Genomic DNA, 15,418 nt, shown 5'->3' with positions numbered 1-15,418 from the left:
AAACTAATATTTCACCACAGATATACGCCTAGAATTATTGCTTTTTAGCCTGTTAAATTATATAATATTTAATAATTTTTTCATGGAAGGTGGTGATATCATGGCAGTTCAAAACAGGGACGAATTAGAAAAGCTAGAAAACAATATTGCCTTTGAAAGCCAGGGTGTCATCGCTACTGCGGACTTTGTTGATCCAGACGAGCTCTATAAGGAGCTCATTGATAGAGTGCGCAAATATCATCCTAACACAGACATTTCTATGATTGAAAAGGGCTACAACCTTGCACATAAAGCCCATGAGGGACAGGTGCGTAAATCTGGTGAGCCATATATCATTCATCCACTTTGCGTTGCAATTATCCTTGCTGATTTGGAACTTGATAAAGAAACAATCGTGGCTGGTCTTCTTCACGACGTCGTTGAGGATACCATCTATACAAAGGAAGAGATAGCAGCAGAGTTCTCTGACGAAGTTGCAGAGCTTGTGGATGGTGTCACAAAGTTAGGACAGTTAAATTATGATGCGGATAAGGTAGAAATCCAGGCGGAAAACCTTCGAAAGATGTTTCTTGCAATGGCAAAGGATATCCGTGTCATCCTTATCAAGCTTGCAGATAGACTTCACAACATGCGTACTTTGAAGTACATGCGTCCTGAAAAGCAAAAGGAAAAAGCGCGTGAGACCATGGAAATCTATGCTCCACTTGCTCAGCGTCTTGGTATCAGCAAGGTTAAAATCGAGCTTGATGACCTTTCACTTAAGTATCTGGAGCCAGATGCTTACTACGACTTAGTTGAAAAAATCGCACTCAGAAAGAGTCAGCGTACAGAATACATTAATTCTCTTGTAGAGGATGTTTCAAAGCATATAAAGGATGCGGAAATCGATGCAGAGGTTTATGGCCGTGCAAAGCATTTCTTTAGCATCTACAAAAAGATGGTTAATCAGCACAAGACCATCGATCAAATATACGATTTATTTGCAGTTCGAATCATTGTAGATTCTATCAAGGACTGTTATGCAGCACTTGGTGTTATCCATGAAATGTACACACCTATTCCAGGTCGTTTCAAGGATTACATCGCTATGCCAAAGCCAAACATGTACCAGTCTTTGCATACTACAGTTATCGGACCTAATGGTGCGCCATTCGAAATCCAGATTCGTACATACGAAATGCATCGTACTAGCGAATACGGTATTGCAGCTCACTGGAAATACAAGGAGAGCGGTGAAGGCTCTACTGTTATGGGCGAGGAAGAAAAGCTTTCATGGCTTCGTGAAATCCTCGAGTGGCAGCAGGAAATCTCAGATAATAAAGAGTTTTCTTCCTTATTAAAATCAGATCTTAACCTGTTCTCTGATACAGTATTTTGTTTCACCCCATCAGGTGATGTTAAGAATCTGCCAAACGGTTCAACACCTATCGATTTTGCCTATGCCATCCATTCGGCAGTAGGAAACAAAATGATTGGTGCCAAAGTCAACGGCAAGCTTGTGCCAATCGACTATGTCATCCAAAACGGAGACCGTATCGAGATTGTCACATCTCAGAATACAAACGGCCCAAGCCGTGACTGGTTGAGTATTGTCAAAAGTTCACAGGCAAAGAACAAAATCAATCAGTGGTTCCGCAGTCAGTCCAAGGACGAAAATATTGCCAAAGGTAAGGAACTTCTCATTGGTTCTGCAAAGCAAAAGGGCGTGGATCTTGGCGATATAAACAAGCCTAAATATCAGGAAATCATTATTAATAAATACGGATTCCACAGCTGGGAAGATTGCCTCGCAGCAGTTGGTCAGGGTGCCATCAAAGAGGGTGCTGTTATCAACAGAATGTTCTCTGCATGGCAGAAGGATCACCCAGTTAAGGTTACCGACGAAGAAATCTTGGCAGAGCATTCTGGTTCAGGCAAGGAAGCTAAGCCAAAGTCTAAAAATGGTATTACAGTTAGCGGACTTTACGATGTTTCAGTTCGTTTCTCAAAGTGTTGTAATCCAGTTCCAGGTGATGAAATCGTAGGTTTTGTTACCAGAGGAAGAGGTGTATCAATTCACCGTACCGATTGTATCAATATGATTAATCTTCCAGAATTCGAAAAGGAACGTCTCATCGAGGCCGAGTGGGCTCGTGACGCAGAGGAAGATGGCAAGAAGGGCGGAGTATACCTCACAGAAATCAATATTTACGGAAACAACCGTACAGGACTTTTGGTTGATATCACACGTATATTCACCGAAAGAGAGATAGATATCGACTCAATCCATTCCAAGACAAGCAAACAGGGCGTTGCTACCATCACTATCAAGTTTGGTACACAAAGCCGCGAGCAGCTTCGTTCTTTGGTTGAAAAGATTAAGCAGGTTGAGTCTATCATCGACGTAGAAAGACCTAGAGGATAAGATGAAAGTAGGAAAAGTACTTCTGCCAGCAGCGGCAGAAAACTGCTATATAGCCATAAATGAAGATACAAATGAATCAATCATAATTGATCCAGGCTCAGCTTTTGAGCGTATCAAGTCTGCAGTGGAAAGCACTGGCACAAAGCCTGTTGCAATCCTTCTGACTCATGGTCATTTTGATCATGCTGGAGAGGCAGCTTCCACAGCGAAGGAATATGGCATAAAGGTTTACACACACGAGGCTACAGCAGAGGAGCTTAAAAATCCAAGCATCAACCTTTCAGGAGATATGTTTGGAGATTCCAAAAGCTATAGCGCGGATGTTTTTTTGAAGGACGATGAGGAAATAGATTTAGCAGGACTTCATATCAAGTGCCTTTTCACACCAGGTCACACACCAGGTGGATGTTGCTTCTATTTCACTAATGAAGATATAGTTTTTACCGGAGATACATTGTTTAGTGGTTCCGTGGGACGAACAGATTTCCCAGGCGGTTCCATGAGTCAGTTGGTAGGTTCAATCAAGTCAAAGCTTATGACTCTTTCAGATGATACTATCTGTTACCCTGGTCACAACGAGCCAACCACTATCGGTACAGAAAGGATATACAATCCATTTTTATGATTTACATACAATTAAACGAAGATAATTTTGAATATGATATTTATTCACTAGTTAAAGCCTTTTATCCAAAGGAAGAGGTCAAAATCTCTACAGAGCCCACACCTGAGGATGCAGGGCTTCTTTTTTCGATGCAGGTTAATTACTCAGACAACGTTCTCACACTGGATGGCAGAGAAATCGAAATCGATTATTCTGACAGACCAGACACAAAGAATCGTCTGAAGCTTGCCATCTATGAAAGTCTTAGCAAGCGTACCGGCAAGGAATTGCCATGGGGTACTCTTACAGGCATCCGCCCAACTAAAATTAGCCTTGGCATGATAGAAGATGGCGCAGATGATGAGGCTATTGCTTCATACATGAAGGATACCTATCGTACATCCGATGCAAAAATCAACCTTAGCTTACAGGTTTCGCACAAGGAGCATGAGCTTTTATCAAAGATAGATTATGACAATGGCTATTCCGTTTATATTGGAATTCCATTTTGCCCTAGCACCTGTTTGTACTGTTCATTCACTTCATACCCAATTGGGCTGTGGAAGAAAAAGCTAGATGATTATTTGGATGCTCTTGAAAAGGAAATGGCTTTCACAGCAGAGTCCTGCAAGGAAAAGAGCCTTACCACCATCTACATTGGTGGCGGTACACCAACATCCTTGGATGAGGAGCATTTGGAAAAGCTTCTTACACTTGTAGATAAATACTTTGATACAAAGTCACTTTTGGAATACACAATCGAGGCTGGCAGACCAGATTCAATCACATACGAAAAGCTTCAAATTATGAAGAATCATCCAGTCAGCCGTATATCAATCAACCCACAGACAATGAATCAAAAGACTTTGGATTTGATTGGTAGATTCCATAAGGTAGAGGATATTCACCGTGTATACGGATGGGCTAGAGAGCTTGGCTTTGACAACATCAACATGGATTTGATTCTTGGCCTTCCTGGCGAGACAATTGAGGATGTAAAATACACTCTAGATGAAGTTGAGAAGATGGCACCAGACAATCTTACAGTTCATTCACTTGCTCTTAAGCATTCGGCTCGTCTCAACATTGACAGAGAGTCTTATGACGATTATTTAATAGAGAACTCACAGACTCATATGGATATTTGCCTGGACTGTGCAAATCATATGGGAATGAATGCATATTACCTTTATCGTCAGAAAAATATGGCTGCAAATCTTGAGAATATTGGTTATGCAATGCCAGGTAAAGAGGGGCTTTACAATATCTTGATAATGGAAGAGAAACAAACTATAATGGCACTTGGTGCTGGCTGCTCATGCAAGTTTGTTGCTGACCATGGCAAGACAGTTACTAGATGTGAAAATGTCAAGGACGTTCAATTATACATTGACAGAATTGATGAAATGATAGATAGAAAAAGAGAAAGACTTAGAGAGGATTTAAAATGGCTTTAAACAAGAAACCAGTTAATGGAATGAAAGACATCCTTCCATACGAAATGGAAGTTAGAGACTACGTTACTTCTATAATCAAGGACACATATCGTTCTTTCGGATTCACTCCAATCGAAACACCTGCAATGGAGTCAATCGGCAACCTTTCTAACAAGCAGGGTGGCGAAAACGAAAAGCTTATCTTCAAGGTAATGAAGCGTGGAGAAAAGCTTAACATACCTGAGGCACAGACTGAGGATGATGTAGTAGATTTTGGTATGAGATACGACCTTACAGTACCTCTTTGCCGTTTCTATTCAAATCACGCAAATGAGCTTACATCACCATTCAAGTCACTTCAGATTGGTTCTGTTTGGAGAGCAGACAGACCTCAGCGTGGTCGCTATCGCCAGTTTACACAGTGTGATATCGATATTCTTGGTGAGCCTAGCAACCTTGCAGAGATAGAGCTTATCCTTGCTACAACTACAACACTTGGACGTATCGGTTTCAAGAACTTTGAAATCCGCATCAACGAGCGTCGTATCCTTAAGGCAATGGCAGCTTATGCAGGTTTTGCAGAGGAAGATTACGATTCAATCTTCATCACACTTGATAAGATGGACAAGATTGGTCTTGATGGAGTTTCTAAGGAGCTTCTTGAGTCAGGATATTCACAGGAGTCAATCGACAAGTATGTTGGTCTTTTTGCAGCCCTTGAAAATGTTAAGGATGTTGCAGAAGGAATGAACATTCTTCTTGATAAGCTTGGTGATTTCCTTGATGTGGAAGTTGCAGATTGGATGAGAGAAATCGCTTCTGCAGTTAATGCAACAAAGGAAGCTGATTTTGAGCTTGTATTTGATCCAACACTTGTGCGTGGTATGAGCTACTATACAGGAACAATCTTTGAAATAGCAATTCCTGAGTTCGGCGGAAGCTGCGGTGGTGGCGGACGTTACGACAAGATGATTGGTAACTTCACAGGTCAGAACACACCAGCTTGTGGTTTCTCAATCGGATTTGAGCGTATCATCCTTCTTCTTATGGAGCAGGGCTTTAAGGTTCCAGGAGCAAGCAAGAAGATTGCTTACCTTGTTGAAAAGGGCTATCCAGCAGAGAAGCTTGCTGAGGTTATGGCTCAGGCAAAGGCTGCACGTGCAGAGGGCAATACAGTTCTCGTTGTTCGTATGAACAAAAATAAAAAGTTCCAGAAGGAACAGCTTTCAGGTGAAGGCTACGAGGAATTTGTAGAGTTTTTTAATCGTTAAAAGGTTTGACGCAATCGAATTATAGTGATATTATCCTACTAATTAGATAGGTAAAAGGAGTAGGTATGTATCAGGAATTAATGGACAAATACGATAGACTAAAGGACTACTTTAAGGATTTAGGAAAGGTTGCGGTAGCGTTTTCCAGTGGAGTTGATTCCACATTTCTCCTTTATGCAGCACACGATGCTATAGGGGACAATGCTATTGCGGTGACTGCATCGTCTTGCTCTTTCCCAAAGAGAGAACTGAACGAAGCAATCGACTATGCTAAATCACTTGGAGTTAGACATTTTATCGTTGAATCAGAAGAATTAGAAATAGATGGATTTGCACAGAATCCACCCAATAGATGTTATCTTTGTAAGAAGGAGCTTTTTGAAAAGATGTTTGCACTTGCAAAGGAGCAGGGCATAGATTATGTGGCCGAGGGTTCCAACCTTGATGATAATGGTGACTATCGTCCTGGCTTACAGGCTGTTGCAGAGCTTGGAGCAAAAAGCCCATTGAGAGATATCGGATTTACGAAGTCAGAAATTCGTCAGCTTTCAAAGGAGTTTGGACTTCCAACAGCAGAGAAGCAGTCATTTGCTTGTCTTGCAAGCCGTTTCCCATATGGTGAGACAATCTCAGAAAAGAAGCTTTCTATGGTTGATAAAGCAGAACAGTTTCTATTAGATGAGGGCTTCAAACAATTTAGAGTACGTATTCATGGAGACAATGTTGCGAGAATTGAGCTTAGTCCTTCTGATTTTCCTAGAATGTATGATGAAGCATTCAGATTAAAGGTATATGATAAGCTCAAGGAATACGGTTTTGCATATGTGGCACTTGATTTAAAGGGCTATCGCACAGGCAGTATGAACGAAACATTGGGCTTGTAATATTGACAAATAGCATCATAAAAAATATTATATGAATACCTACTGATTTGGTAGGTATTCATTTTTGTTATAGAGGTATTTATGTTAAATCAGTTTTCAAGAACAGAACTTCTTCTTGGCAAGGAAGCCATGGAGGGGCTGGAGAATAAAAGAGTTGCCATTTTCGGAATTGGCGGTGTAGGAGGATATGTATGTGAAGCACTGGTGAGAAGCGGGGTAGGACATTTTGATTTGATAGATGATGACAAGGTTTGCCTGACAAATCTTAACAGACAAATCATCGCAACACGTTCCACAGTTGGAAAGCATAAGGTTGATGTTATGAAGGAGCGTATGCTCGATATCAATCCAAAGGCTGATATTACAGTTCATAAGTGCTTTTTCCTTCCAGAAAATGCTCACGAGTTTCCGTTTGAAACATATGATTATGTGGTTGATGCTGTTGATACTGTTACAGCTAAAATCGAAATTATTATGCGTTGTAAGGAGCTTGATGTTCCTGTAATCAGCTGTATGGGTGCTGGAAATAAGCTGGACCCTAGTAGATTTAGGGTGGCAGATATTTATAAAACAACAATGTGCCCTCTTGCAAAGGTAATGCGCCGAGAGATGAAGAAGAGGGGCGTTAAGCATTTGAAGGTTGTTTTTTCAGATGAAAAGCCAAGACGTCCAATTGAGGATATGGCAATCAGCTGTAGAACAAATTGCATCTGTCCTCCAGGTGCGGAGCACAAATGCACAGAGAGAAGGGATATACCAGGTTCTATTGCATTTACACCTGCAGTAGCTGGCTTGGTATTAGCCAGTGAGGTTATTAAGGATTTAACTAACGGATTTAGCAGAGACAAAATAGGGGAATAAAACTATGACATTACAACAAGTATTGTACGCGTTAACTATTGAAGAAATGGGGTCAATGAACAAGGCAGCGGAGAAGCTATACATTGTTCAGCCTACACTTACCAGTGCCATTCAAGAGCTGGAAAATGAGGTGGGACTGACCATTTTCATGAGAACCAATAAAGGTGTTATCGTAACACCTGAGGGTCAGGAATTCTTGGATGACATCAGAGGTTTCTATCGTCAATACGATATTGTAATGCAAAAATATAAGGATGAAGGTACTTACAAAAGAAAGTTTGGTGTGTCTACACAGCACTACACATTTGCAGTTCGCGCCTTTATCGACATGGCAAAAGAATACGATATGAATCAGTTCGATTTTGCCTTGAGAGAGACCACAACTCACAACATAATTAGAGATGTAAGCACACTAAAGAGTGAAATTGGAATTTTATATATTAGTGAGCATAATAGAAAGGCATTAAATAAGCTTTTTAATGAGCATTCTGTGGAGTTTCATCCACTTATTAAGTGTCGAGCTTTTGTTTACTTATGGGGAGAGAATCCACTTGCTCAAAAAGAATATATTACGTTTGATGACTTGAAGGATTATCCTTGCCTTTCCTTTGAACAAGGCGAGAACAGCGAGTTTTTGGCAGAAGAGATTCTTAGCGAGAATATATATCCTCAGACTGTAAGAGTTACAGATAGATCAACAATGCTTAACCTGGTTCGTGCAATGAACGGTTATACACTGTGCTCTGGAATTGTTTGGGGAGATTTGAACAGTGACGGATACGTTGTTGTCCCTTACAAAGGTGATGAGGAAAACCCAAACAGCGTTATGGAAATAGGTTATATCACCAAGAAAAACTCAGTAATGAGTAAGATTGGTGAGCAATATCTAGAGGAGATAGATATTGCTTTATCTCAAATTGATAAAAGTGTTATTTATGAAGAATAGTTTTTTCACATATTTTTGCTATAGTGTATACACTGATGGTGAGGAAACATATCAAGGAGGCAGATATGGCATATTTTCCAATGTTTGTAGATATAACTGATACTAACTGCCTGGTAGTTGGTGGCGGTGAAGTAGCCCTTAGAAAGGTAAATGTACTTCTTGATTTTGGAGCAAAGGTACATGTAATTGCCAAGGAGATTTCTATGGAGCTTGCAGCATTATCAGAGGAGACAGATCATCTCCTTTTAGAGCAGCGCGAGTTTACACCAATTGATCTTCAGGATAGAAAGTTGGTTGTTGTTGCAACTAGCGATAATGAGCTGAATACTCAGATTTCTATGATGTGCAATGAAGGCGGTATCCCTGTTAATGTGGTGGATGACAAGGATAAATGCTCATTTATTTTCCCATCATATCTGAAGGAGCAGAATTTGGTAGGAGCTTTCTCAAGTAGTGGCAATAGTCCGGCACTTACTCAGTTCCTTAAAAATAAAGAAAAAGAGGTGCTTACTCCAAAGCTTGGAGAGCTTAATGAAATGCTTGGCAGATGGAGACAACCGATTACAGAACTGTTTCCACTGGAAGCATCTAGAAAGAGTGCATTTGAACAGCTTATCGACTATGCACTTTGCTATGATGGAATTCCAACAGATGAAGAGGTTGAAGAGCTCCTTGGAGCAATCAGCATGACCCTTTAAAATGTATACAAAATGAGGCCTATACCAACGGTCTCATTTTTTTGTGTATATTTTGTAAAAAAACGCACATTTTGGCAAAAGTTGAGTAAAATAGAAGTGTTATCGTATGTAACATGGGGAGGGGAAAATGGGTTCACCAGAGAATATCAAAACGCTTATAAAAAGAACATTCATTGTATTAGGCATTGCGTTTGCCATAATAATCATTTCATTTGTATTTCACGTAATCCAAATTAATAAATTTAACCAGCAGGAAAGGTATTATACTTCTGATACTGTTTCTATGGATGTTACTGCTGATATTCACCCAAGAGGAATGCTTACTGACTCTTGGGAAAAGAATGATGCCTTTGAGGATATGATAATCAACGGCAAGATATATGAGGCAGTTATCACTAATAATTCAAAGTGTCTATTGTCTGATTGGCAGCTTAGGGTCAATATCAAGGAAAGCTGCTGGATAAATAATGCCTGGAACGGCACAGTAGAGATTCATCAGTTTGTGGACGGACAGGAGAAGAGTCAGACTATCGATCTTAGAGATTACAACATTGGTGATATATCGCTGGATTATCAATTGGCTGGTCAGGACCTTCTCATTCCCCTCAACAGTGGTGATTATATTATTTATTGGCCATATACTGGCAACGATTCAGGTGAGGTTCCACTTAAGTCAACAAATGAATATTCAGGCCAGGCATACATTGGTCTGATTTTATACAGCATTTCAGGTGATAATGATTTGTCGGATTATGTAATGACATATCATTTGAATCAGTCATATTTTTCTGGAACATTCGGAACATTATTCCTTATTATCATTCCAGCATGGATTTTAATCATGCTTGTTTTTGCTGTAATTGCATGGATAGTTATTGGCTTTGAAAGCACGATGTACTATCAGAGCCAGATTATTGATGATATGTTTTCTATTTGCAGCAAGCTTGCAGATGAAAAGGATTACTATCACAAAGATCATTCGAATAGAGTTGCAAAGTATGCCAAGAAGATTGCTGAAGCAATGGGCATGGATAAACAGGACTGCAACGTAGTTTATTATGGGGCATTACTTCATAACATTGGTAATTATGCTGTCCCAGAGAGAATTCTTGGCAAATCTTCGAAGCTTACAGAAGAAGATGAGAAGATTATTCAGGTACATACTATGAAGGGCGCTAAACTTGTGGAGGATGTAAAGTCTATGCCACAGGCATCTTCAGCTACCCTTTATCATCACGAAAGATTCGATGGAACAGGTTATCCAACAGGTAAAAAAGGAGAGGAGATTCCTCTTATTGCCAGAATTATTTCTGTTGCTGATGCTTATGATGATATTAGCCGTGACAGAGAGTACAGAAAGAAATATACCTTGGATGAAATGAAGACATTCTTCAAGGAGAAATCAGGCACATGGTATGATCCTTTTATAATCGATGTTTTTCTTAAAATAATAGATTCAATAGAAGAATAATAAACTGGGGAGTTTTTAAATGATTACCATAGATAAAAAGAAGATAAAAATCCTTCTGATAGGAATTTTAATAAATGTTATCGGCCGCTTTATTGCAAGTAAAACGCAATTTCCGGGCTATTTAAATATGACCGGAATAGTTTATGCTTCTTATTATGGCGGTTGGCTTCTGGGCGTTATTACTGCACTTATAAGCGGATTCATATCTTCTTTCAATATAGCGATAGACATATATTATGTACCAATAGATATGGCTATGGCTATTTTCGTGTATTTACTAAGCAAGAAAAATAGATTCTTTAATAGATTTTTGTCAGTAATAAGTTTGGCATTAACTTTCGCGATTATTAAGGGCGTAATGCTTACTTTCAATACATACATACTGTTTCCTGAGTCATCGGGAAATTACTACATTGATGCTTTGTCAGCCTACGTGTCCACTCATGGTGGTAGTGTACTTACATGCATTTTTGTTTGCAGCATGTATATAGCATTTGCAGATTCTTTATCAGCTTGTGTTTCAATATATATAGTACGTAGATTATATAAGTTTTATTTTAGAAAGAAAAATGCTAAAAGACTTAAAAAATCCCTTGGGGCAAAGATTAGTCTTACATTATTGGCGATATCTACAGCTTTGTCTTTTACAAGTCCAATAGAGGCAGATGCTGAGTCTGAAATGAATATAAATTTCGTTCAGCGTATTTATAATAGCGACAATGGCCTGGTAGGCGGATGTGCCAATGACTTGGCTCAGACTGCTGACGGTAGTATGTGGGTTGGAACCTATGGTGGATTGTATAGATTCAATGGTCAATCATTTCAACTGCTAGATACTATTGATTCTATAAGATCAGTTCAGTGCCTATTTTCTGACGAAAGCGATAGACTTTGGGTTGGAACAAATGGTGCTGGTCTCACAATGCTACATGACGACTTGTCTTATTCGGTGGTAAATGCTGATGATGGCTTACCATCAAACTCTGTTCGTGCAATAGTTGAAGATGATAATGGAAATTATTATGTAGGTACTACTGCGGGTCTGTCTGTAGTTCAAGTGGAAAATGAACAGATAAAGATAGTAAAGAACAGCATAGAAGTAGGCAATGTTTCAAAAGAGGATATCGACAACGACGGTCATATGGCGGTGTTGAATACTGTTGGTGAGATAAGAGTATATTCTACAGATTCAGATGATGAAGTTACTACATTCCAATGCGATGAAGCTACAACACTAAAATATGGTCTTGATGGTTCTTTGTATTTAGGTACAGATATGCAATGCATCTATAAGTACCAATACATAGATGGCGAATATGTGCAGGTGGATACTATAGAAACTCCTGGGCTCACATATATAAATGAAATATATTTCCATACAAACGGAATGATTTATATTGCCTCTGATGCTGGAGTTGGATTTGTAGATTTAAATGGAAAAGCCAGCATCATTAATACGGGAAGCTTTGATAGTTCGGTTGAACAGATTTTTGAGGATTATCAGGGAGACCTTTGGTTTACCTCTTATCGTAGAGGTCTTCTTTGCTTGAGTCCATCGGCTTTTGTGGATTTATTTGGAGTATGCAATGTTTCTCCTGCAGTTGCTAACGTAATTAGAAGTAAAAATAATCTTTTTTACATAGGAACTGACGATGGCCTTGTTATTTTAGATTATAACAATGGAACCTCTATCCAAAATGAAATAACTGATTTTTATAAAGAAACAAGAATCCGTTCTATGACAACAGATGCTGATAACAATCTGGTTATCGCTGGTTATGGTAAGAATCTTATGGCCATTTCTGAGGATGGAGAATTCTTCCAATACATTCCAGAAGGTAGTGAACAGGTGGTTGAAAGAAAGCAAAGATTTATTACAACACTGTCTGATGGAAGATTGTTACTATCCAGTGAAAGTGGAATCGCTTTTATAAAGGATAGACATATCGACGGAACCCTTGAATTAGGAAAAGCTCTACGAAACGCAACAGTATTAAATGCTGTAGAGATGGATGACGGAACAATTCTTGCAGGAACTGACGGTGATGGTATCGCTATTATCCGAAACGGTAGGGTAGAAAGCTACATAACAAAAAATGACGGGTTATGCTCTAGCGTTATTCTTAGAATTGTTGAGGATAAAGTTGGCAGCGGTTATTTTGTTATGACAGGAAGTGGAGTCTGCTATATGAACCATAAATATCAGGTTCGAGAATTGAGCGGTATTCCATACTTTAACAATTTTGATTTGTACCAGGCTGATGATGGAAATGTTTATATTACAGGTGGTGCAGGTGTATACGTAGTTCGCTATGAAAACCTTATGGCTGGCCTTACTACAGATGTATACGAATTGCTGGATTCAAAGGAAGGGTTGCCTGGAAGTCTTACAAGCAATGCATGGAATTTTGTAGCTGAGAATCATATTCTTTTCCTTTGCGGAAGTACTGGAATTTATACCCTTAACCTAGACAAATATGGAATGGATATAGACAACTATAAGGCTAAGATAACAGGTATTTCCCTTGATGGCACCTATAAACCGATTACTACAAAGGATGAGATAACTATTCCTCGAGGTACTGAGCGAGTAGAGATAAACCTTGATTTAAACAACTTTACACCAACTGATCCATATATCAGATATTATTTGGCAGGTGTGGATGCTGAGAAAACTAAGGTTCAGGCTAGCGAATTAGGCACTATATCTTATTTCCATATACCTTTTGGTACATATGAGTTCCATATAGAGGTCCTCAACAAGGACAATAAGCTTTTAGTAGAGCAGGTTTATACAATTATTAAGGAGCGAGAAGCCTTTGAAACATTGTCCTTCAAACTCTATTACTATACAGAGTCTTTGTTAATTCTCCTTGCCGTCATTGTAGCATTTGCTAATGGTGTAGTATTTTCTTTGACAAAGAAGCAGAACGAAGAACACGAAGAGATAGTAAAGAAACTTCAGGATGAAAAGACAGCAGCCCTAGAGCGAAGCCTTAGAATGGAAGAGGAAGCAAACAAGATGAAGTCTGCTTTCCTTGCAAGTATGTCTCATGAAATCAGAACTCCTATCAATGCAATTATTGGTATGGGAACCATGATTACAAGAGAATCACAGGAGGACACAACAAAGAAATATGCAAGAGATATCAGAAATGCTAGCAAAACCTTGCTAGCGCTTATAAATGATATTCTCGATTTTTCTAAAATTGAATCTGGAAATCTTCAGTTGGTTGAAAGCGAATATGATTTGGCCATCATGGTAAACGATTTGGTAAATATGATTAAGCCAAAGGCAGATGATAAGAGCCTTAGCTTCGACGTGAAGATTAATCCAGACATACCACAGTTCTTGTACGGTGATGATGTTCGAATTGAGCAGATTATTATCAACATTCTTAGCAATGCAGTTAAATATACACAAGAAGGCACTGTTACATTTGAAATGGATTATGCCTATGAGTCAGATGCTGAGATAGTTCTTAAGGTGAAAGTATCGGATACTGGTATTGGTATAAAGCAGGAAGATATTGATAAGCTGTTTTCTCCATATCAGAGACTTGACGAGCAGAAGAATAAAAAGGTAGAAGGTACCGGCCTTGGAATGAGTATTACAAAGAGCTTGCTTGAAAAGATGCATAGCCAGCTTGAGGTTTCCAGCGTTTATGGTGAGGGTTCAACTTTTGCATTTTCTCTTCTTCAGGAGGTTCGTGGTGATGAGAAGATTGGTGATTTCAGAGAAAAGGCTAATGACGTTGAATCTGAGGATGCAGCAGAATCATTCCATGCACCAAATGCAAATATTTTGGTTGTGGATGATGTGGAAATGAACCTTATTGTAGCCAAGAATCTGTTGAAAAGAATTGAAATCCAGGTGGATACAGCATCATCAGGACCTCTTGCTCTTGATTTATCTCATTCAAGAAAGTACGACATTATATTCCTTGATGCAATGATGCCAGGTATGAGTGGTGAAGAAACATTGAAAGCTATTAGGGCCTCTTGTCCGATAAATAGCGATACTCCAATTATTGTTCTTACTGCAAATGCAGTAAAGGGCGCAAAAGAAGAGTATTTAGATGCGGGATTTACAGATTATCTTTCAAAGCCAATTGATGGACTTAAATTCGAGGCGATGATTGAAAGATATCTGACGGACGATAAAAAGGTATACAATTTTGCTGGTGAATCAAATATCAACAATTCGCAAAACGGCGAAAATACCGATATTCTTATATCTCTTAGAAAGATAGATGAGATGGATGTAGATTCAGGTATTGCAACTGCTGGAGATAAAGATATCTATTTGATTGTATGTCGAAGCTTTTACGAGACTGCCCCAGAGCGTATTCAGATGATAAAGGATTACTATGATGGTATGGATATTAAGAATTACACCATTCAGGTTCATGCCCTTAAATCATCTGCAAGATTAATTGGAGCAAATGACTTGTCTGATAAGGCCTTAGAGCTTGAAATGGCAGGCAAAGAGAATAACGTAGATACGATAACCGCAAATACGAATCAGACTTTGGATATATATACAGAAATATATAACAAAATGAAGCTGGTTTATGAATCAGAGGAATCAAATACAGAGGAGGATATTGAAAAAGAACCTATAGCGCCAGAAGAGCTTTCAGATGCTTATGAAGCTTTGAAAGAGTTGGTTCCACAGATGGAGTATGACGCTATAGAGATGCTATTCGAGGAGTTAGATAATTATCGATTACCTGAGACAGATGCTGAAACTATTGCAGAGTTAAAAAAGGCTTTAAAAGTCTTTGATTGGGATAAAATGGAGCAAATATTAAGTTTGTGATATACTACGCATAAGGGGACA

The 15,418-nt window shown here is 39.0% G+C and carries 10 protein-coding genes; all 10 read left to right on the top strand.

Annotated features, from left to right (window positions below; all coding sequences use genetic code 11):
- Window positions 1-82 precede the first annotated feature (82 nt).
- The 10 genes from CRN97_RS05390 (at window position 83) to CRN97_RS05345 (ending at window position 15,397) form a co-directional block, all read left to right on the top strand.
- Entirely contained in the window at window positions 83-2,404 is a 2,322-nt protein-coding gene (locus tag CRN97_RS05390; protein WP_330400085.1) for a RelA/SpoT family protein, read from the top strand.
- Window position 2,405: 1 nt separating this feature from the next.
- Window positions 2,406-3,029 carry an MBL fold metallo-hydrolase gene (locus CRN97_RS05385; protein WP_097076141.1) on the top strand — a complete coding sequence of 208 codons (624 nt, stop codon included), beginning with the start codon at window positions 2,406-2,408 and terminating at the stop codon, window positions 3,027-3,029.
- The gene (gene hemZ / locus CRN97_RS05380; protein ID WP_044937318.1) at window positions 3,026-4,465 is read left to right on the top strand and encodes a coproporphyrinogen dehydrogenase HemZ; all 1,440 of its coding nucleotides are present in this window, start codon (window positions 3,026-3,028) and stop codon (window positions 4,463-4,465) included. Before CRN97_RS05385 ends, hemZ begins: the two co-directional genes overlap by 4 nt.
- Entirely contained in the window at window positions 4,456-5,715 is a 1,260-nt protein-coding gene (hisS, locus tag CRN97_RS05375; protein WP_033153576.1) for a histidine--tRNA ligase, read from the top strand. Before hemZ ends, hisS begins: the two co-directional genes overlap by 10 nt.
- A 65-nt stretch (window positions 5,716-5,780) precedes the next feature.
- Entirely contained in the window at window positions 5,781-6,599 is an 819-nt protein-coding gene (gene larE / locus CRN97_RS05370) for an ATP-dependent sacrificial sulfur transferase LarE (protein ID WP_097076140.1), read from the top strand.
- Window positions 6,600-6,680: 81 nt separating this feature from the next.
- The gene (locus tag CRN97_RS05365) at window positions 6,681-7,460 is read left to right on the top strand and encodes a tRNA threonylcarbamoyladenosine dehydratase (RefSeq protein WP_097076139.1); all 780 of its coding nucleotides are present in this window, start codon (window positions 6,681-6,683) and stop codon (window positions 7,458-7,460) included.
- Between the two features lie 4 nt (window positions 7,461-7,464).
- Complete coding sequence (locus CRN97_RS05360; RefSeq protein ID WP_097076138.1) at window positions 7,465-8,406, top strand: LysR family transcriptional regulator; 942 nt, start codon at window positions 7,465-7,467, stop codon at window positions 8,404-8,406.
- Window positions 8,407-8,471: 65 nt separating this feature from the next.
- Entirely contained in the window at window positions 8,472-9,104 is a 633-nt protein-coding gene (locus CRN97_RS05355; protein ID WP_097076137.1) for a precorrin-2 dehydrogenase/sirohydrochlorin ferrochelatase family protein, read from the top strand.
- 127 nt (window positions 9,105-9,231) lie between these two features.
- Window positions 9,232-10,575: an HD-GYP domain-containing protein gene (locus CRN97_RS05350; RefSeq protein ID WP_097076136.1), complete on the top strand. Its 1,344-nt coding sequence runs from the start codon at window positions 9,232-9,234 to the stop codon at window positions 10,573-10,575.
- A gap of 19 nt (window positions 10,576-10,594) precedes the next feature.
- Window positions 10,595-15,397, top strand: coding sequence for an ATP-binding protein (locus CRN97_RS05345; RefSeq protein ID WP_097076135.1), 4,803 nt, complete (start codon window positions 10,595-10,597; stop codon window positions 15,395-15,397).
- Window positions 15,398-15,418: the final 21 nt, after the last annotated feature.

Origin of the sequence: Pseudobutyrivibrio ruminis DSM 9787 (assembly GCF_900218035.1) — a bacterium.
Lineage (GTDB): Bacteria > Bacillota > Clostridia > Lachnospirales > Lachnospiraceae > Pseudobutyrivibrio > Pseudobutyrivibrio ruminis.
Note: the sequence above shows the minus strand (reverse complement) of the source record. Positions and strands in the feature narration are given on the sequence as shown.

Coding starts and splice junctions, on each gene's coding strand:
- CRN97_RS05385 (WP_097076141.1), top strand. CDS start 2,406: ATGAAAGTAGGAAAAGTACTTCTGCCAGCAGCGGCAGAAAACTGCTAT.
- hemZ (WP_044937318.1), top strand. CDS start 3,026: ATGATTTACATACAATTAAACGAAGATAATTTTGAATATGATATTTAT.
- CRN97_RS05390 (WP_330400085.1), top strand. CDS start 83: ATGGAAGGTGGTGATATCATGGCAGTTCAAAACAGGGACGAATTAGAA.
- hisS (WP_033153576.1), top strand. CDS start 4,456: ATGGCTTTAAACAAGAAACCAGTTAATGGAATGAAAGACATCCTTCCA.
- larE (WP_097076140.1), top strand. CDS start 5,781: ATGTATCAGGAATTAATGGACAAATACGATAGACTAAAGGACTACTTT.
- CRN97_RS05345 (WP_097076135.1), top strand. CDS start 10,595: ATGATTACCATAGATAAAAAGAAGATAAAAATCCTTCTGATAGGAATT.
- CRN97_RS05365 (WP_097076139.1), top strand. CDS start 6,681: ATGTTAAATCAGTTTTCAAGAACAGAACTTCTTCTTGGCAAGGAAGCC.
- CRN97_RS05355 (WP_097076137.1), top strand. CDS start 8,472: ATGGCATATTTTCCAATGTTTGTAGATATAACTGATACTAACTGCCTG.
- CRN97_RS05360 (WP_097076138.1), top strand. CDS start 7,465: ATGACATTACAACAAGTATTGTACGCGTTAACTATTGAAGAAATGGGG.
- CRN97_RS05350 (WP_097076136.1), top strand. CDS start 9,232: ATGGGTTCACCAGAGAATATCAAAACGCTTATAAAAAGAACATTCATT.